Consider the following 17,894-nt stretch of genomic DNA (forward strand, 5'->3'; position numbering starts at 1 on the left):
ATGGCCCGACAGAGGCCGAAACCTGACAGGAGAGAGACGATGACGATGATGATCCCCGATATTCTCGACAAGGAAGACGTGACCGTGATGATTATCGCGGCGCGCAAGAAGCTCGGGCTGAAATGGGCCGAGATCGCCGAGAAGATCGGCATGTCGCCGGTCTTCACCCACTCCGCCTGCATGGGCATGAACGCCTTCCCGCCGGAGAAGGCAAAAGCGCTGTGCGAGGTGCTGGGCCTTCCGGGCGAGGCGGCCGAGGTGCTCGCGGAGAGCCCGAACAAGGTTTTCGATCAGACCGTGCCGACCGATCCCTGCATCTACCGCTTCTACGAAGTGGTGGGCGTTTACGGGCCGACGCTCAAGGCGCTAATCCACGAGGAGTTTGGCGACGGGATCATGTCGGCCATTGATTTCGACATGTCCGTGACCCGAGTGCCCCATCCCAAAGGCGACCGCGTGAAGGTCGAGATGTCGGGGAAATACCTGCAATACAACGCCTGGTGAGGCGAAACGGGCGCGCGCAGTTGCCCGCGCGCGCCCGATTTTCCGATCGGATCTACTGATCAGATCCCCTTGTCGAGGCTCCGCGTGATGAGCGCCGCGCGCTCCTTTTCCAGCGAGGGATGGATCAGCGCGTTCTCGATCGCCGCGACCTGTTCGTAGTTCAGCCCGTCAAGCGATTTGCCGCCCGCGAAGGGCGTGGCGCGCGCGATGTCAAAGCTGCTCAGATGCGGGTCCGAAGGCATGTAATAGGCTGGATCTGTTCCGGATTTCCCGGCGCTCGGGGCGCTGTCGGGCATCATGTCCTGCGGCGCGGGGCCGCTTGCGGCTTCGGCGGCCAATGCGCCGAAAGCGCTCATCGCCAGCGCGAGGCTCAGGCGGGTCAGGGTGCGGCTGGAAAGCATCGTCTACCTTTTCTTCAAGATGGCGAGGATGAGGGATTTCTTTTCGTCATTGTCGGTGCGCCGCACGAGGGCTTCCTTGATCACCGCGATCTGGCGATCCGAGAGGTTCGACAGGTCCACATCGCCGACGAGCTCATGGACGCGAAGGATCTCGAGCTGCGAGAGCGGTTGGCCGGCCAGCGCGGTTTGAGGGGAAAGCACGGGCAGGGCGGCAAGGCCGAGCGCCGCAATCAGGGCGAGGCGTTTCATCGCTTAAAACTCCGGACTGGTACGAAACCCCATGATGGCCGCGCCCGCGCGCAAGGCAAGTCATGCTGCGCGCAAGTTTCGGTGAACGGCGCGCGCACACGCTTGACGTGTGGGGAAGCGGAAGGGCTTCCCTGACGGCAAAACCTTGTGATAACGTTGTAAAAAATGAACGGGGCACAAGCACGACCCCGAATAAAAGAGCAGGACGGAACAGGCATGAGGGCCGGGTATCAGGGCACCTTCGTCATTTCATGGGCGCAAACCGAGATCGACGGCACTCCGGAGCCGCCGCCGGAGATCGTCACGGTCGGAGCCTGTTGGCGCTGGTCGGGACAGGCGATCTGTGTGGATGGGCCCAATGACCGCCTGATCCTGCGCAATGCGCGTGGCGAGGCGGAACGGCGCGCCAAGGCCGCGCGGGCTGTACGCAAGCTTCTGGGCGAGGCGGTGGGGCAGTCTGAAATCGCGGCGCGCGCGGATGAGGACGACACGCCCAACCTGAGTTTCACCCTCACCGATGGCTATCACGCCTATGTCGTGACCCTGATCGAGTTGCCCGAAAGCGGTACCCGCATCCTGATGTTCGCAGGTCGCATGCCACCTGCGCAAACAGACCTCTGGGTCGTGGATCGCGCGCTGGATTTACGCCCGAATGAGGCGCGCAAGGGACCGGCAGGCGTGATCTGCTTCACACCCGGCACGCTGATCGAAACCGAAAATGGCCGCCGCCCGGTCGAGGCGCTGCGCGAGGGCGACCGGGTTCTGACCCGCGACGACGGCGCGCAACCGATCTGCTGGATCGGCCAGCGCCGGATCTCGGGCGCACGGTTGCATGCAATGCCGCATCTGCGCCCGGTGCGGATCGATGCGGGCGCGTTCGGGATCGCGCGGCCCGATCGCGATCTGATCGTCTCGCCCCAGCACCGGATGTTGGTGCGCGGGGCGGCGGCGCGGGCGCTTTTTGCAGAGGAAGAGGTGCTGGTGCGCGCCTGCGACTTGGTGAATGGCCGCCAGATCCGCTTCGAAGCGGCGATCCCCGAGCTGCATTACATCCACCTGATGTTCGAGCGCCACGAAGTGCTCTGGGCAAACGGCGTCGAGACCGAGAGCTTCCATCCCGCCTCGACCCGGCTCGAGATGATCGCGCCCGAGCAGCGCTCGGGGCTGATGGCGATCTTGCCCGAGGTGGCGGAAAACCCGTTGAGCTACGGCGCCTATGCGCGCCGCGCGCTCAAACCCTCCGAGGCCGCGATCCTGCGCCACGATCTGGCCGCCTGATCCTCACGGTTACGTTCCCGCGTCTCACGCACAGTTTCGTGCGCATTTTGCGCCTTTTCTCTCGCGCCCGCGCGTCCTAGCCTTGGGCCAAAGGAGTTTCCTATGACCAGACCCGTCGTCGGCATTATCGGCAACCGTGGCCTCGTGAATGATCGCTACCCCGTCCATGAAGGCGGGCAGATCAATTCCGAGGCGGTGAGCCAAGTGGCCGATTGCATCCCTCTGCTGATCCCCGCCGATCCCGACTATGTCTCGGTCGAGGAACTGATGGAGGTCTGCGACGGGTTTTTGCTTACTGGCGGCCGGCCCAATGTGCACCCGGCCGAATATGGCGAGGAGCCGACCGAGAAACACGGCACCTTCGACCGCGCCCGCGATGCGATCACCCTGCCTCTGGTGCGGGCCTGCGTCGAGAGCGGGCAGCCCTTCTTCGGCATCTGCCGCGGCTTTCAGGAGGTGAATGTCGCGATGGGCGGCACGCTGCATCCCGAGATCCGCGAGATCCCGGGGCGGATGAACCACCGCATGCCCCCCGAAGGCACGCTGGAGGAAGGTTTCTCGAACCGCCACACGGTGCATTTCACCCCCGGCGGGCGCTTTGCGACGCTTCTGGGAGCGGAAGAAGTGATCACCAACACGCTGCATGGGCAGGGTATCTGTCAGCCGGGCGGCCGCATCGTCATCGAGGGCCGCGCCGAGGATGGCACGCCAGAGGCGATCTATGTCAAGGATGCGCCGGGCTTCACCTTCTCGGTGCAATGGCATCCCGAATGGAAGGCAGCGGAAGATCCCGTCTCCCGCCCGCTTTTTGAAGCTTTCGGGGATGCGGTCCGCGCCTGGGCGCGCGGCGAACGCCCTGCCGCCTGCGTGGCCTGAGATAAAACCGATCTGGGAGGAGAGGATGAAGCGCTCGCGCGTCAATGAGATCATGGCCGAGGCCGAGGAGATGATCCTCGAATTCGGCTTCCGCCTGCCGCCTTTCGCCTGGTGGAGCCCGGCCGAGTTCAAGGCCCGTCTGCCGCAGGCGCAACGCATCGTCGAAGCGGCGATGGGCTGGGACATCACGGATTATGGGCAGGGCGATTTCGACAAGCTCGGCCTGTTCCTCTTCACGCTGCGCAATGGCGATCTGCGCGACCTGCAGGCGGGTCACGGCATGGCCTATGCCGAGAAGCTGCTGATCTCGCGCCGCGACCAGATCAGCCCGATGCACACCCATGTCATCAAGGCCGAGGATATCATCAACCGGGGCGGCGCCGATCTCGCGATCGAGCTTTTCGGCTCGGATGCCGAGGGCAGGTTCTGCGACACAGCCGGCGGGCAGGTGATGTGCGACGGCATCCCGCGCAGCTATCGCCCCGGCGAGGTTCTGATCCTGAAACCCGGCGAGAGCGCCACCCTGCGCCCCGGCGACTGGCACGCCTTCTGGGGCGAGGGCGGCGACGTGCTGATCGGCGAGGTCTCGACCGTCAATGACGACAATACCGACAATATCTTCCGCGAAGATATCGGCCGGTTCTCGGAGATCGAGGAAGACGAGGCGCCCCGCCACCTGCTGGTGAGCGATTACGACAAGTTCCTGTAATCACAGATACTTGGCAGCTTCCTTGCGGGCGAAGGGCTTGAGCCTTTCGCCATGTTCGGCCAGCCATTCGCGCACGCGCTCGGGGTCTTTCTTGCCCAGCTCGCGCAACCACCAGCCGATCGCTTTCTGGATGAACCAGTCGCGATCCTCGGCCAGTTGCGTGGCCCAGCCCAGAACCTCGTCGCGCACGGCCTCGTCCTCGGGCTTGGGGTTGCGCTGCTTGGTCCAGGGCAGGGTGAAGACAAACGCCGCGCGCCGGGTCCACATGTGATCCGAGCGCACCCAGTCCGCCACTTCGTCGAGCCGCGCGGGCTCGGATTGCAGGCGTTTCGAGCCTGCCTTTGCCACATGATCGGCAATCGCCCAGGCGTCGAATTGCGGCACCCAGCTTGCGATCAGCTCCCAGGCCGCCGCGTCGGGACGCAGCCGGGCTTGCGTCAGCAGTTTCGCCGCCGCGATCCGCGCCTCGTGAATATCGGTGTCCCAAAGCGCACGCGCCAGTTCCACGCGGCCCGCCACGTCCAACTGCCCGCGCCAGAGCGCCACCATGTCGTCAATCGCCGGAACGGACACGCCCAGATAGCGCCGATCCGCCTTGTGATAGGCGGCCATCTCGGCGGCCTTCTCGGCATCCTCCCAGGCCTCGAGCGCGAACAGCGCGTCTTCCAGCGTGGGCGGCGGGCCGGAGGGCGCTTCGTCGTCCTCGGGCTCCTCGAAACTCTCGTAATCCGCATCCGAGGCCGCATAGGCCTCGGCCTCGGCGCGCAGTTTCGCCTCTTCCACCGGGTCGAGCGGAGCGTAATCCTCGGCGCGCGGTCGGGCGATGCGCTTCTTGCCGCGTTTCCGGCTCATTCGACGGTCACCGATTTCGCGAGATTGCGCGGCTGGTCGACATCCGTGCCCTTCGCGACCGCCGTGTGATAGGCCAGAAGCTGCGCCGGGATCGCGTAGAGGATCGGCGCGAAGGGTTCCGCGATCTCGGGCATCTGCAGCGTCGCCCAGGTGCCGTCTCCGGCGACCGAGAGGCCCTTGGCGTCCGAGGCCAGCAGCACCATCCCGTGACGCGCCATCACCTCCTGCATGTTCGACACGGTCTTGTCGAAAAGCCGGTCATGCGGCGCCATCACGATCACCGGCACGGAGCGGTCGATCAGCGCGATCGGCCCGTGTTTCAGCTCGCCCGACGCATAACCTTCGGCGTGGATGTAGCTGATTTCCTTGAGTTTCAGCGCGCCTTCGAGGGCAAGCGGATACATCGGACCGCGCCCCAGGAAGAGGATGTCCTGCGCCTCGGCGAGGCTCTCGGCGAGCTTCGCGATCGGCTCGGAAAGGCCCATCGCCTGGTTCAGAAGGCCCGGCAGGCTGCGCAGCGCCTCAGTATGCGCGGCGAGGGTCGCATCGTCGATCTGCCCCCGGTCACGACCCGCCTGCAGCGCCATCACGGCCAGCACCAGAAGCTGCGCGGTAAAGGCCTTGGTGGAGGCAACGCCGACCTCGACGCCCGCGAGGATCGGCAGCGCGATATCGGCTTCGCGCGCGATCGACGAGCTGGGCACGTTCACCACGGCCACCGTCTTCGCGACGTTTTCCGAGCAATAGCGCAGAGCCGCGAGCGTGTCTGCGGTCTCGCCCGACTGGCTGACGAAGATCGCGAGGCTGCGCTCGGACAGCGGCGGCTCGCGGTAGCGGAACTCGGAGGCCACGTCGATCTCGCAGGGGATGCGGGCAAACTCCTCGAACCAGTATTTCGCGACCGCGCAGGCGTAATGCGCCGTGCCGCAGGCAATAAGGATAATCCGGTCGATGTTGGAAAAGTCCAAGTCTGCGGGCAGATTTAGCCCCGTCGCGGGCAGGTAATGTCGCAAAGCATCCGCCAGCACCACCGGCTGCTCGGCGATTTCCTTGGCCATGAAATGCTTGTAGCCGCCCTTTTCGACCTGCGCCTGACCGAGGTCGATGCGCTGCTCGTCGCGGTTCGCACGACGGCCGGCCGCGTCGAAGATCTCGGCGCCTGCGCGGGTGATGAAGGCATAGTCGCCCTCTTCGAGATAGGTGATCCGGTCGGTCATCGGCGCGAGCGCAATCGCGTCCGAGCCCACGAACATCTCGCCATCGCCATGCCCGATCGCCAAGGGCGAGCCCTTGCGCGCGGCGATCATCAGATCATCCTCGCCATCGAAGAGCCACAGCAGCGCGAAGGCGCCTTCCAGCTTGCCCAGCGTCTCGACCGCGGCCGCGCGCGCATCCATCCCGCGATCCATGAACATGCGGGTGAGAAGGGCGACGGTCTCGGTATCGGTTTGGGTCTCGGGAGTGATCCCGGCCTCGGCCAGCTCGGCGCGCAGTTCGCGGAAATTCTCGATGATGCCGTTATGGACGACCGCAACGGGGCCGGAGCGATGCGGATGGGCGTTGCCTTCGGTCGCTGCGCCATGCGTCGCCCAGCGGGTATGGCCGATGCCCGACTTGCCCGCGAGCGGCTCATGCACCAGCAGGTCCGAGAGGTTCCACAGCTTGCCCACCGCCCGGCGGCGGTCGAGCTTGCCATTGTTCACCGTCGCGATTCCGGCGCTGTCATAGCCGCGATATTCGAGCCGTTTGAGGCTTTCGACCAGCAAGGGGGAAACTTCGTGATTCCCGAGAACGCCAATAATTCCACACATTTATCAGTCTTTCTTCATGCGGCGCGCTTTCTCGGCGCGCAGCTTGGCAAAGAGTTTCTTGGCAAGTCCCGGACGCGTCACCTGCTCGGCACGCTCGATCGCGATGGCCTCGGCGGGCACGTCCTTGGTGATGACCGAACCCGAGCCCGTCAGCGCGCCGTCGCCCACCGTCACCGGGGCCACCAGCATCGTATCCGAGCCGATGAACGCGTTGGCGCCAATCGTGGTGCGATGCTTCATCACCCCGTCGTAATTGCAGGTCACGGTGCCCGCCCCGATATTCGTATGCTCGCCGATATCGGCATCGCCCAGATAGGTGAGGTGGCCAACCTTTACACCTTCGGCGAGGATCGAGTTCTTCACCTCGACGAAATTGCCGATATGCACATCCTCGGCCAGCTCCGCGCCGGGGCGCAGGCGGGCGAAGGGACCCACGGTCGCCCCGCGCGAGATATGGCAGCCCTCGAGATGGCAGAAGGCCTCGATCGCGGCGCCGGATTCGATGGTCACGCCGGGGCCGAAGACCACGTTCGGGCCGATCACCACGTCGCGCCCGATATAGGTGTCGAGCGCGAACCAGACGGTTGCGGGATCGACCATCGTGACGCCGTTGTCCTGCGCCTCGGCGCGCATCCGCTCCTGAAACAGCGCCTCGGCGCGGGCGAGCTCGGCGCGGGTGTTGATGCCGAGCGTTTCGGCTTCCTCGCAGGTCACGACCTCGGCCGTCAGGCCGCGCGCGCGCGCGGCCGCCACGATGTCGGTGAGGTAGTATTCGCCCGCCGCATTGTCGTTCGACAGCCCGGCGACCAGTTCGGTCAGCAGGATCGCGTCGCACGCAATCACACCGGAATTGCAAAGTTTTATCGCTCGCTCTTCATCCGTCGCGTCCTTGAATTCGACGATCCGCTCGAGCGCATTTCCAAGCGCGACAAGCCGCCCGTAACGGCCCGGATCGGCGGCTTCGAAGCCCAGCACCGTCACGGCGGCATCGGACTCGGCCAGACGTTCCAGCGTCTCGGGGCGGATGAAGGGCGTGTCGCCGTAGAGCACGATCACGCGACCGTCGAACCCGTCGAGCAGGGGCAGAGCCTGGGCCACCGCATGACCCGTTCCAAGCTGCTCTTCCTGCAGCACGATCTGGGCCTCGGGGTCGATCTTGCTCACCGCCTTTTTCACCTGATCCGCGCCATGGCCTGCGACCACGATCACTGTCTCGGGCTCGAGTGCCCGGCCAGCGGCCAGCGCATGGGCCACCAGCGGCGCACGGCCGACCTGATGAAGGACCTTCGGCAGATCGGAATTCATGCGGGTGCCTTGCCCCGCGGCGAGAGTGATCAGTGCAATGGCCATGAGAAACCTTTTCTTCTGCTCGCCCCCGTTTTACGCATTGGCAACTTTGCCGCAAGTGGGGTGTCTTCACGCTTCCTTTCGCGGTGTTACGAGCTGAAAAAGGAGAGCCGATGCGCACGGTGGTTTTCGATCTCGATGGCACGCTGGCCGATACGTCGGGCGATCTGATTGCGGCGGCCAATGCCTGTTTCACGGCGCGGGGCCATGCGGCGCAGCTCGACCCGGCCAGCGATGCGCTGATCGCCTTTCATGGCGGGCGTGCGATGCTCACGGCAGGCTATGACCGGCTGGGCATTCCCGAGGATGAGCGCGAGGCCTTGATCGAGGCCGATTACTACCCGCTTCTGGCCTATTACGGCGAGAATATCGATCGTCACACGACGCTTTACCCCGGGGCCGTTGCCGCAGTTCAGGCCTTGCGCGCGCAAGGCTATGCCACCGCGATCTGCACCAACAAACCCGAGGGACTGGCGCGCGATCTGCTGGCGAAGTTCGAGATCTCGGAACTTTTCGATGCGCTGATCGGGGCCGATACGCTGCCGCTGCGCAAGCCCTCGCCCGAGCCCTATCACGCCGCGGTCGAGCGGGCCGGGGGGACGGTGAGCGCCTCGCTTCTGGTGGGCGACACCAATACCGATCGCGAAACCGCGCGGGCGGTGGGCGTCCCGTGCATCCTCGTCACGTTCGGCCCCGAGGGTCGCGCTATCGAGCGGCTCGCCCCCGAGGCGCTGCTTGATCATTTCGACGCGCTGCCCGATCTGGTCGCGGGGATGCTCGGGAGCGCTTGACAGGGCAGGGCGCGCGGCACAGCCTGCGCGCCTCACGCCGAGAGATCCCCATGCACAGCCCGCAGATTGTCCCCGCCAAGCGTCACGCAACCGCATTCGTCCTGATCGCGGTGTTTCTCGACATGGTGGGCTTCGGGCTGATCATCCCGGTGCTGCCCTCATTGATCGCGCAAGTGGGACATGTCGATCTGGCGCAGGCGAGCCGGATCGGTGGCTGGATGTTCGCGGCCTTCTCACTGGCGCAGTTTTTGTTTGCACCGCTGATGGGGAACCTCTCGGATCGCTTCGGGCGGCGTCCGCTCCTGCTGCTCGCGATTGCGGGGCTGGGGGTCGATTATCTCTTTCACGCGTTTGCCCCGACCGTGTTCTGGCTGTTCGTGGGGCGGATCATTGCTGGGATCTGCGGGGCGTCCTACGTGATCGCCAACGCCTATCTCGCCGACGTCACTCCCCCGGCCGAACGCGCCCGTGCCTTTGGTCTGATCGGAGCGGCCTTTGGCTTCGGGTTCATCGCGGGTCCGGCCCTGGGTGGTTTTCTGGGGGAGCTCGGCCCGCGCGTGCCGTTCCTTGCCGCGGCGGCGCTCTCAGGGCTGAACCTGCTCTACGGCATCTTCGTGCTGCCCGAGAGCCTGCCGCCTGCGTTGCGCCGCCCGGTGAACTGGCGCGCCTGCAACCCGTTGGGTACGCTCAAGGTCTTTCGCCAATATCCCGGCGTCTTGCCGATGGGCGCGGCGCTTGGTGTTTATCTCTTCGCCTCCGCCGTCTATCCGGCGATCTGGCCCTTTTGGGGCATGGCGAAATTCGGCTGGTCGGAGGGGCTGGTCGGGCTGACGCTGGCGGGCTACGGCATTGTGGCGGCGCTGTTTCAGGGCGGGCTCGCGGGCCCGCTTGCGCGCGCGATGGGCGAGGCGCGTGTGGCGGGGCTCGGGCTCGGGCTTGGCGCGGTTCTGGCGGTGGCGCTGGGCCTGTCGAACAGCCTCGCGATGGTGCTGATCGTGCTCGTGGTGACTGGGATCGAAGGGCTCGTGCAACCGATGATTTCCTCGCTGATGTCCAATGCCGTGCCCGAGGATGCGCAAGGCGCGCTGCAAGGCGGGATTTCGGCGGTGATGAACCTCGCGATGCTGTTGGGCACCTTGTTCTTCACCCAGATCTTCGGGATCTTCCTCGCCGAGACCGCACCGATCCAGACGCCCGACATGGCCTTCTATGTTGCGGCCGTTATTCTTCTGGGCGCATGGGCGCTGTTCTGGCGCGCAAGGAAAGTGTGAGCGATGGACGAGATCTTCACCGGCAATTTCACCCAGCAGGAGCCGATCCCCGAAGACGCGATCGCGCGGGCGGTCGAGGTGATGCGCTCGGGCCGGTTGCACCGCTACAATACCGCGCCGGGCGAGGCTGGAGAGGTGGCGCTGCTCGAGCAGGACTTCGCGGCCTTCACCGGTGCGCGTTACTGTCTCGCGGTGGCTTCGGGCGGCTACGCGCTGGGATGTGCGCTGCGAGCGCTGGACGTCAAGCCGGGCGAGCGCGTGCTGACCAACGCGTTCACGCTCGCCCCCGTGCCCGGCGCGATTGCGGCTCTCGGCGCGCAACCCGTCTTCGTTGAGACCACCGAACACCTCACGATCGATTTCGAGGATCTCGCGGCCAAGGCCCCGCAAGCGCGGATCCTGATGTTGTCGCATATGCGCGGCCATGTCTGCGACATGGACCGGCTGATGGAGATCGCGCGCGCCCATGGTCTGATTGTGATCGAGGATTGCGCCCATACGATGGGGGCGGAATGGGCGGGCGTGCCTTCGGGCCGTCACGGCGCTGTCGGTTGCTACTCGACCCAGACCTATAAGCACATGAATTCCGGCGAGGGCGGGCTGATCGTCACCGATGATGCCGAGCTGGCCGCGAAGATGATCCTGCTGTCGGGCAGCTACATGATGTATCCGCGCCACCTCGCGGCGCCGGGGCCGGAGGCGTTCGAGGCGCTGAAATACGACACGCCCAATGTCTCGGGCCGGATGGACAATCTGCGCGCTGCGATCCTGCGCCCGCAATTGCCGTCGCTGCCCGATCGGGTCATGCGCTGGAACGCGCTTTACCGGGTCATGGAGGCAGGGCTTGAGGATACGCCCGGCCTTGCGCTCATTACGCGCCCTCAGGCTGAAGCCTATGTCGGGTCGTCCTTCCAGTTTCGCCTGCCGGGGCGCGATGCGAAAGCAATGTGCGATCTGGTCGCGCGCTGCGCCGCGCGTGGGGTCGAGTTGAAATGGTTCGGCGCGGCCGAACCCGCGGGCTTTACCTCGCGCCATGACAGCTGGCGCTACGCGAAGGCGCAGCGCCTGCCGCAAACCGATGCGACACTGGCGAACCTTCTCGATCTGCGTCTGCCGCTGACCTTCAGCGAAGCGGACGTAGCCCAGATCGCTCGCATCATCCGCGCCGAGGTTCTGGCCTGAGACCCGGGCAGGGGCGCCGCCCCTCTTTCCTGCGGAAATTCACCCCGAGATATTTGGGTCAAGAAGAAGAGAACGTGCGCCCCTCTTCTTCTTGATGAAAATATCTCGGGGGAGTCGCGCCCTGGCGCGGCGGGGGCAGCGCCCCCTGCACGCTTGCTTTTCTGCCCGCGCCTTCGCTAGATCGGAGAAGACAAGGAGGCAGGCCCGGTGCTGATACAGGTTGGACAGGCGCGCACGATCGCGGTCGATCTTCGGCTGGCGATCTGGCTGTCTCTTGTTGCGGGCGCCGTCAATGCGGCCGGGTTCCGGGCGCTTGGTTATTTCTCCGCCAATATGACGGGCAACGTCTCGATGGCCTCCGACATGCTGGCGCTCGGTCGGTTCGCTGGCGCGTTCTGGCTGTTGATGCTGCTTCTGGCCTTCGTTCTGGGGGCGTTCGTGTCGGGTTTGCTGATCGCCGCCGGTGAGCGGCGCAATCTGCGTGGCATCTATGCCTTCTCGATCCTGTTGGAGGCGGGGCTGCTAGTGGCATTGGCGCTTCTCGATCTGATCTGGACGGCGCAGGCGGGTGGGCAGTTGATGATGGTGGGGCTCAGCATGCTGATGGGATTGCAGAACGCCGCGACCACGAAGATTTCGGATGCGAAGGTGCGCACGAGCCATGTCTCGGGGATTGCGACCGATCTCGGGTTGGAGCTGGCGGAGCTGTCGCGCGGGCGGGCCACGCTCGATCCGGCGCGGCGCGACGTGTTGCTGGCGCGGTTGGTCCTTCATCTCGCCACGCTCTTTGCTTTCTTCGGCGGCGGGATTTCGGGCGTCTGGGGCTATGAGCGGATCGGGCCGGTGGTCTTCGTGATCATCGCCGCACTTCTGGTGCTGATCGCGTTGCCGGAATTGCGCAAGGCTTACCGCTCCGGCGAGAGCGGGCGCGGGTAACGCGAAGCTCCGCCGATTATGGGCCGACTGCGCAGAATAAAGTATACATTCTTGAAAAGACCCGCTATGGACGCGCTTTCCGTCGCACACCGCGACCCTGCGCGGCACGGCTCGCCGCACTCGACTGGACTTCTCCTCTGATGATCTCTCCCCTTTCCGAAGCGCTCGCCGAGCGCGGTTACGACACACTTACCCCGGTGCAGGAGGCGGTGATCGCCCCCGAACTCGCGGGCTCTGACCTGCTGGTCTCGGCGCAGACCGGCTCGGGCAAGACGGTGGGGTTCGGGCTTGCGATCGCGCCGACGCTTTTGGGCGAGGCGGAGAAATTCGGCCCGCCGGCGGTGCCGCTGGCGCTTGTCGTGGCGCCGACACGCGAACTGGCCTTCCAGGTGATGCGCGAGCTGTCCTGGCTTTATGCCAAGACCGGCGCGGTCGTGGCCTCTTGCGTGGGCGGCATGGATATCCGGCAGGAACGGCGCGCGCTCGATCGCGGCGCCCATGTCGTGGTCGGCACACCCGGGCGTCTGCGCGACCATATCGAACGGGGCTCGCTCGATCTGGGCGATGTGCGCGCGGTGGTGCTCGATGAGGCGGACGAGATGCTCGATCTCGGTTTCCGCGAGGATCTGGAATTCATTCTCGGCGCGGCCCCTGAAGAGCGCCGGACGCTGCTGTTCTCGGCCACCGTCTCGCCGATGATCGCGCGGCTGGCCGAGCAGTTCCAGCGCGAGGCGCAGCGGATCAACACGATCGGCGCGGCCGAGCAGCATGCCGACATTTCCTATCAGGCACTGCGCGTCGCGGCCCCCGACAGCGAACATGCGATCTTCAACCTGCTGCGCTATCACGCCGATGAAAGCGCGATCGTTTTCGCCAATACCCGTGCTGCCGTGACGCATCTGACGACACGGCTCGGCAATCGTGGCCTCGCGACGGTGAGCCTCTCGGGCGAGCTGAGCCAGGCCGAGCGCAGCCATGCGCTGCAAGCGATGCGCGACGGGCGGGCGCGGGTCTGCGTCGCGACCGATGTGGCCGCACGCGGGATCGACCTGCCCAAGCTCAGCCTCGTGATACATGCGGATCTGCCGACCAATACCGAGACGCTGCTGCACCGTTCGGGTCGCACGGGCCGGGCCGGGCGCAAGGGGATCTCGGCGCTGATCGTGCCGCCGAAGATGGTCAAGCGCGCCGAGCGCCTGCTGAAATGGGCGAAGATCGAGGCGGACTGGGGCTTCGCGCCCTCGGCCGACGAGATCCTCCGCCGCGATGAAGAACGGCTGATGTCCGACCCGTCCTGGGAGACGCCGTTGACCGAGGAGGAGGCCGCTTTCGCCGCGCGCCTGCTCGCGCAGCGCAGCCCCGAGGTGGTCGCGGCGGCTTTCCTGCGCCTGCACCAGTCGCGCCATGCCGCCCCCGAGGATCTGCTGCCGCCGGAGACGAAACCCGCCCGCGAAGAGCGCGATTTCGGGCCGAGCCGCTGGTTTGCGCTCTCGGTGGGGCGTGACGATCGGGCCGAGCCGCGCTGGCTGTTGCCGGTTCTGCGCCGCGCCGCCGATCTCGAGCGCAACGCGATCGGCGCGATCCGCATTCAGCAGAGCGAGACCTTCGTGGAGATCGCCGAGTCGAGCGCCGAGCAGTTCCTTGGTGCGATCGATGCCGAAGGCGCGCTGACCGAGGAAATCTCGGTGCGCCCTCTCGATGGTCCGCCGAATTTCCAGCGTGGCCGCGCGCCGCGCCCCGAAGGCGGCAAGCCGCGCTTCGAGGGCAAGAAGCCGCGTTCGGACCGGCCCGCGCGCCAGTTCGACGAGGCCTCGAAGCCTGAGCGCAAAGCCAAGCCTGCGGCGGAGCGCCCGAAACACTGGGAGCAGAAAGAGGAGGGCGACAAACCCTCGAAATTCGCCAAGGCGGCTCCGAAGAAAGAAGCCAAGCGCAAGGCGAAATGGTCGCCCGAGGCCGAAGCGCCGGATCGGCCCGAATTCGATGCGGAGACCGCGCGCAAGCCTGCGCCCTCGGGCAAGGGCGCGAAATATGCGCCGCGCAAGCCGGCGGCTGGCAAGGGCGGGAAGCCGTTCAAGAAGGGCAAGCCCGGCGCAAGCGGGGATGGAAAACCCTTCAAGGGGGGCGCGAAACCCTCGCGCAAACCGCGCACCAGCGGCAATGACGCTCCGCGTCGTCCGAAGCGCTAACTTATCTGAAAAGCTGATGAAAACGCCCTCCTTGCGGGGGCGTTTTTCTGTTCCGGCCGGACTGATAGGCAAGGAGCCCTGTCCGCTAGGCGATGCGACGCCACCCGCCCTCCCTTGCATTGAGAACCGCTTTCGGTCGCTGGGCTCTTGACGCGATTCACTTTGCGCTAGTAAATGAACGAGCGTTCAATAAACCGGGGGAGGAGATCCGATGTTCGCAGGCTCGATGGAGTTTGATCTGGGCGAGGATATCGCCGCGCTTCGTGACATGGTGCGTCGCTGGGCGGCCGAGCGGGTGGCGCCGATCGCCGCCAAGACCGATCTGGATAACGAGTTCCCCAATGAACTTTGGACCGAGATGGGCGAGCTGGGTCTGCTGGGCATCACCGTGGCCGAAGAATATGGCGGGGCGGGGATGGGCTATCTTGCCCATGTGGTCGCGACTGAAGAGATCGCGCGCGCCTCGGCCTCGATCGCGCTGAGCTATGGCGCGCATTCGAACCTCTGCGTGAACCAGATCAAGATCAACGGTTCGGAAGAGCAGAAGAAGAAATATCTTCCCGGGCTGATTGCCGGGACCAGCGTCGGCGCGCTGGCGATGTCGGAATCGGGGGCCGGTTCGGACGTGGTGGGCATGAAGCTCAAGGCCGAGAAGCGCAACGGCTACTACGTGCTCAACGGCCATAAATACTGGATCACCAACGGGCCGGATGCCGATACGCTCGTGGTCTATGCGAAAACCGACCCGGAGGCAGGCTCCAAGGGGATCACCGCCTTCATCGTCGAGAAAAGCTTCAAGGGCTTCTCCACCTCCAAGCATTTCGACAAGCTCGGCATGCGTGGCTCGAACACGGCGCAGCTGTTCTTCGAGGATTGCGAAGTGCCCTTCGAGAACGTGCTGGGTGCGGAAGGCAAGGGCGTGCGCGTGCTGATGTCGGGTCTCGATTACGAGCGCGTCGTGCTCTCGGGCATCGGCACCGGCATCATGATGGCGTGCCTCGACGAGGTCGTGCCCTATTCCAAGGAGCGCCAGCAATTCGGCCAGCCGATTGGGAACTTCCAGCTCATGCAGGCCAAGATCGCCGATATGTATGTCGCGATGAACACCGCGCGGGCTTATACCTATGAGGTCGCCAAGGCCTGCGATCGCGGCCAAGTGACGCGTCAGGATGCGGCGGCGACCGTGCTTTATGCCTCCGAGCAGGCGATGGTGCAGGCGCATCAGGCCGTGCAAGCCCTTGGAGGCGCTGGGTTCCTGAGTGATTCCAACGTCAGCCGCCTGTTCCGTGATGCCAAGCTGATGGAGATCGGCGCGGGCACCTCGGAAATTCGTCGCATGCTCATCGGCCGCGAGATCATGGGGGGCGCGTGATGCGCCCTCTGGCAATCTCTCTTGCATTGGCGCTGGCGGCCGCTCCGGCCCTCGCGCAAGAGCCGCAGGTCGATCCGGCCACGGTGCGCGCCTGTTTCGATGATGCGACCGGCACCACGCCCGATTGCGTGGGCAAGGCGGCTGCGGCCTGCCAGTCCCAGCCGGGCGGCGACACCACTTTGGGCATCTCCGCCTGCCTTCAGGGCGAGGCGCAGGCTTGGGACGATCTTCTGAACGCGCAATACAAGGGCGTGCGGGCGCGGCTGCTCGAACAGGGCGGCACCGATCTGGCCGATCAACTGCTTGATGCGCAGCGGGCCTGGATCGCCTTCCGCGATGCCGATTGCTCTCTGGTCTATGCGATCTGGGCCGAGGGCTCGATCCGCACCGTGATGGCGTCGGATTGTTATCTTCACAAGACCGCGCAGCGCGCTTTGGAGCTGCGCGATATGGGGAGCATGGAATGAAACTGTCCTCTCAGGTTCTCACCTCGTCGGAGGGGTTTGCGAAAAACCGCGCCGCGCATCTCGAGGCGCTCGCCACGGTGCGCGCGGCGGCCGAGGCCGCGGCGGCGGGCGGTGGCCCGGCGGCGCTCGAGCGGCACCTGTCGCGCGGCAAGATGGCCCCGCGCGAGCGGGTGGCAGGGCTTCTCGATCCCGGCTCGCCGTTTCTCGAAGTGGGCGCGACGGCGGCGCATGACATGTATGGCAATGCCGCGCCTTGTGCGGGCGTGATCGCCGGGATTGGCCGGGTGCAGGGCCAGGAGGTCATGGTCGTCGCGAACGACGCCACCGTGAAGGGCGGCACCTATTACCCGCTCACGGTGAAAAAGCACCTGCGCGCGCAGGAGATTGCCGAGGAAAACCATCTGCCCTGCATCTACCTCGTCGACTCGGGCGGCGCGAACCTGCCCAATCAGGACGAGGTCTTCCCCGATCGCGACCATTTCGGCCGCATCTTCTTCAATCAGGCGCGGATGTCGGCGAAGGGCATCGCCCAGATCGCCGTGGTGATGGGGTCCTGCACGGCAGGCGGCGCCTATGTGCCCGCGATGTCGGATGTGACGATCATCGTGAAGGAACAGGGCACGATCTTCCTCGCAGGTCCGCCGCTGGTGAAGGCCGCGACGGGCGAGGTGGTCAGCGCCGAGGATCTGGGCGGCGGCGATGTGCATACGCGGCTCTCGGGCGTGGCCGATTACCTCGCCGAGGATGACGCCCATGCGCTGGCGCTGGCGCGCCGCGCGGTCGGCTCGCTCAACCGCGCCAAGCCCTCGACCGTGCAATGGCAGGCCGAGGAAGAACCCGCCTACGACCCTGAGGAAATCCTCGGCGTGGTGCCGGCCGATCTGCGCACCCCCTACGACATCCGCGAGGTGATCGCCCGTATCGTGGACGGCTCGCGCTTCGACGAGTTCAAGCCGCGCTTCGGCGAGACCATCGTGACCGGTTTTGCCCATGTCAAAGGCTGCCCGGTGGGGATCGTCGCCAATAACGGCGTGCTCTTCTCGGAGGCTGCGCAGAAGGCCGCGCATTTCATCGAACTGTGCTCGCAACGCTCGGTGCCGCTCGTGTTCCTGCAAAACATCACCGGCTTCATGGTGGGCCGCAAATATGAGAACGAAGGCATCGCGCGCCACGGAGCCAAGATGGTCACCGCCGTCGCCACGACCTCGGTGCCGAAGATCACGATGCTGGTCGGCGGCTCCTTCGGGGCGGGTAACTACGGCATGGCCGGGCGCGCCTATTCCCCGCGCTTCCTCTGGACCTGGCCCAATTCACGGATCTCTGTGATGGGCGGCGAACAGGCCGCGGGCGTGCTCGCCACCGTCAAACGCGACGGGATCGAGCGCAAGGGCGGCCAGTGGTCGGCCGAGGAAGAGGCCGAATTCAAGCGCCCCACCATCGAGATGTTCGAACGCCAGTCGCACCCGCTCTACGCCTCGGCGCGGCTCTGGGATGACGGCATCATCGACCCGCGCAAATCGCGTGAGGTGCTGGCGCTCTCGCTCTCCGCCGCGCTCAACGCGCCGATCGAACCGACCCGCTTCGGCGTGTTCCGGATGTAAGTTTTTCGCCTCCGGCGGGGATATTTGATGCAGTTGGAAAACAGCACCGTTTCGCTTCCAA

17 protein-coding genes are annotated in these 17,894 nt (G+C 65.5%); 12 read left to right on the forward strand and 5 right to left on the reverse strand.

Annotated features, from left to right (window positions below):
* The first annotated feature begins 39 nt into the window (after positions 1 to 39).
* Positions 40 to 504, forward strand: a complete 465-nt coding sequence (gene cynS / locus TP2_RS14325) for a cyanase (protein ID WP_038078897.1) — start codon at positions 40 to 42, stop codon at positions 502 to 504.
* 59 nt (positions 505 to 563) lie between these two features.
* Here the strand turns inward: cynS and TP2_RS14330 are convergent, their stop codons facing one another.
* Positions 564 to 905 (reverse strand): hypothetical protein, encoded by a 342-nt coding sequence (locus tag TP2_RS14330; protein WP_038078900.1) that lies wholly within the window; start codon positions 903 to 905, stop codon positions 564 to 566.
* Between the two features lie 3 nt (positions 906 to 908).
* Positions 909 to 1,154 (reverse strand): hypothetical protein, encoded by a 246-nt coding sequence (locus TP2_RS14335; protein ID WP_038078903.1) that lies wholly within the window; start codon positions 1,152 to 1,154, stop codon positions 909 to 911.
* A 216-nt stretch (positions 1,155 to 1,370) separates the two neighbouring features.
* Between TP2_RS14335 and TP2_RS14340 the strand changes: the two genes are divergently transcribed.
* From TP2_RS14340 to TP2_RS14350, 3 genes are all read left to right on the forward strand, one after another.
* The gene (locus TP2_RS14340; RefSeq protein ID WP_038078905.1) at positions 1,371 to 2,432 is read left to right on the forward strand and encodes a Hint domain-containing protein; all 1,062 of its coding nucleotides are present in this window, start codon (positions 1,371 to 1,373) and stop codon (positions 2,430 to 2,432) included.
* Positions 2,433 to 2,534: 102 nt separating this feature from the next.
* Complete coding sequence (locus TP2_RS14345; RefSeq protein ID WP_038078907.1) at positions 2,535 to 3,308, forward strand: gamma-glutamyl-gamma-aminobutyrate hydrolase family protein; 774 nt, start codon at positions 2,535 to 2,537, stop codon at positions 3,306 to 3,308.
* A gap of 25 nt (positions 3,309 to 3,333) precedes the next feature.
* The gene (locus TP2_RS14350; protein ID WP_038078910.1) at positions 3,334 to 4,017 is read left to right on the forward strand and encodes a D-lyxose/D-mannose family sugar isomerase; all 684 of its coding nucleotides are present in this window, start codon (positions 3,334 to 3,336) and stop codon (positions 4,015 to 4,017) included.
* Here the strand turns inward: TP2_RS14350 and TP2_RS14355 are convergent, their stop codons facing one another.
* Genes TP2_RS14355 through glmU form a run of 3 tightly spaced genes read right to left on the reverse strand, consistent with a single transcriptional unit; the run spans position 4,018 to position 8,030 of the window.
* Positions 4,018 to 4,869 (reverse strand): DNA alkylation repair protein, encoded by an 852-nt coding sequence (locus TP2_RS14355; RefSeq protein ID WP_084714332.1) that lies wholly within the window; start codon positions 4,867 to 4,869, stop codon positions 4,018 to 4,020.
* Positions 4,866 to 6,680: a glutamine--fructose-6-phosphate transaminase (isomerizing) gene (gene glmS / locus TP2_RS14360; protein WP_038078912.1), complete on the reverse strand. Its 1,815-nt coding sequence runs from the start codon at positions 6,678 to 6,680 to the stop codon at positions 4,866 to 4,868. The genes TP2_RS14355 and glmS overlap by 4 nt, the downstream gene beginning before the upstream one ends.
* 3 nt (positions 6,681 to 6,683) lie before the next feature.
* Positions 6,684 to 8,030: a bifunctional UDP-N-acetylglucosamine diphosphorylase/glucosamine-1-phosphate N-acetyltransferase GlmU gene (glmU, locus tag TP2_RS14365; RefSeq protein ID WP_038078914.1), complete on the reverse strand. Its 1,347-nt coding sequence runs from the start codon at positions 8,028 to 8,030 to the stop codon at positions 6,684 to 6,686.
* Positions 8,031 to 8,140: 110 nt separating this feature from the next.
* Here glmU and TP2_RS14370 point away from each other — a divergent pair, with 110 nt between their 5' ends.
* The 8 genes from TP2_RS14370 to TP2_RS14405 all read left to right on the forward strand — a co-directional run bounded on the left by TP2_RS14370 (position 8,141) and on the right by TP2_RS14405 (position 17,833).
* A complete protein-coding gene (locus tag TP2_RS14370) occupies positions 8,141 to 8,818 on the forward strand; it encodes an HAD-IA family hydrolase (protein WP_038078917.1) in 678 nt (225 codons plus the stop codon).
* A gap of 50 nt (positions 8,819 to 8,868) precedes the next feature.
* Positions 8,869 to 10,089, forward strand: a complete 1,221-nt coding sequence (locus TP2_RS14375) for a tetracycline resistance MFS efflux pump (protein WP_038078920.1) — start codon at positions 8,869 to 8,871, stop codon at positions 10,087 to 10,089.
* 3 nt (positions 10,090 to 10,092) lie between these two features.
* A complete protein-coding gene (locus TP2_RS14380; RefSeq protein ID WP_038078922.1) occupies positions 10,093 to 11,271 on the forward strand; it encodes a DegT/DnrJ/EryC1/StrS family aminotransferase in 1,179 nt (392 codons plus the stop codon).
* Between the two features lie 207 nt (positions 11,272 to 11,478).
* Positions 11,479 to 12,207 (forward strand): YoaK family protein, encoded by a 729-nt coding sequence (locus TP2_RS14385; protein WP_038078924.1) that lies wholly within the window; start codon positions 11,479 to 11,481, stop codon positions 12,205 to 12,207.
* A gap of 140 nt (positions 12,208 to 12,347) precedes the next feature.
* On the forward strand, positions 12,348 to 14,393 hold the full coding sequence (locus TP2_RS14390) for a DEAD/DEAH box helicase (protein WP_038078927.1): 2,046 nt from the start codon (positions 12,348 to 12,350) through the stop codon (positions 14,391 to 14,393).
* A gap of 211 nt (positions 14,394 to 14,604) precedes the next feature.
* A complete protein-coding gene (locus tag TP2_RS14395; protein WP_038078928.1) occupies positions 14,605 to 15,765 on the forward strand; it encodes an acyl-CoA dehydrogenase family protein in 1,161 nt (386 codons plus the stop codon).
* Complete coding sequence (locus TP2_RS14400) at positions 15,765 to 16,232, forward strand: lysozyme inhibitor LprI family protein (RefSeq protein ID WP_038078929.1); 468 nt, start codon at positions 15,765 to 15,767, stop codon at positions 16,230 to 16,232. Before TP2_RS14395 ends, TP2_RS14400 begins: the two co-directional genes overlap by 1 nt.
* A complete protein-coding gene (locus TP2_RS14405; RefSeq protein WP_038078932.1) occupies positions 16,229 to 17,833 on the forward strand; it encodes a carboxyl transferase domain-containing protein in 1,605 nt (534 codons plus the stop codon). Before TP2_RS14400 ends, TP2_RS14405 begins: the two co-directional genes overlap by 4 nt.
* Positions 17,834 to 17,894 lie beyond the last annotated feature (61 nt).

The organism is Thioclava pacifica DSM 10166, from assembly GCF_000714535.1.
Lineage (GTDB): Bacteria > Pseudomonadota > Alphaproteobacteria > Rhodobacterales > Rhodobacteraceae > Thioclava > Thioclava pacifica.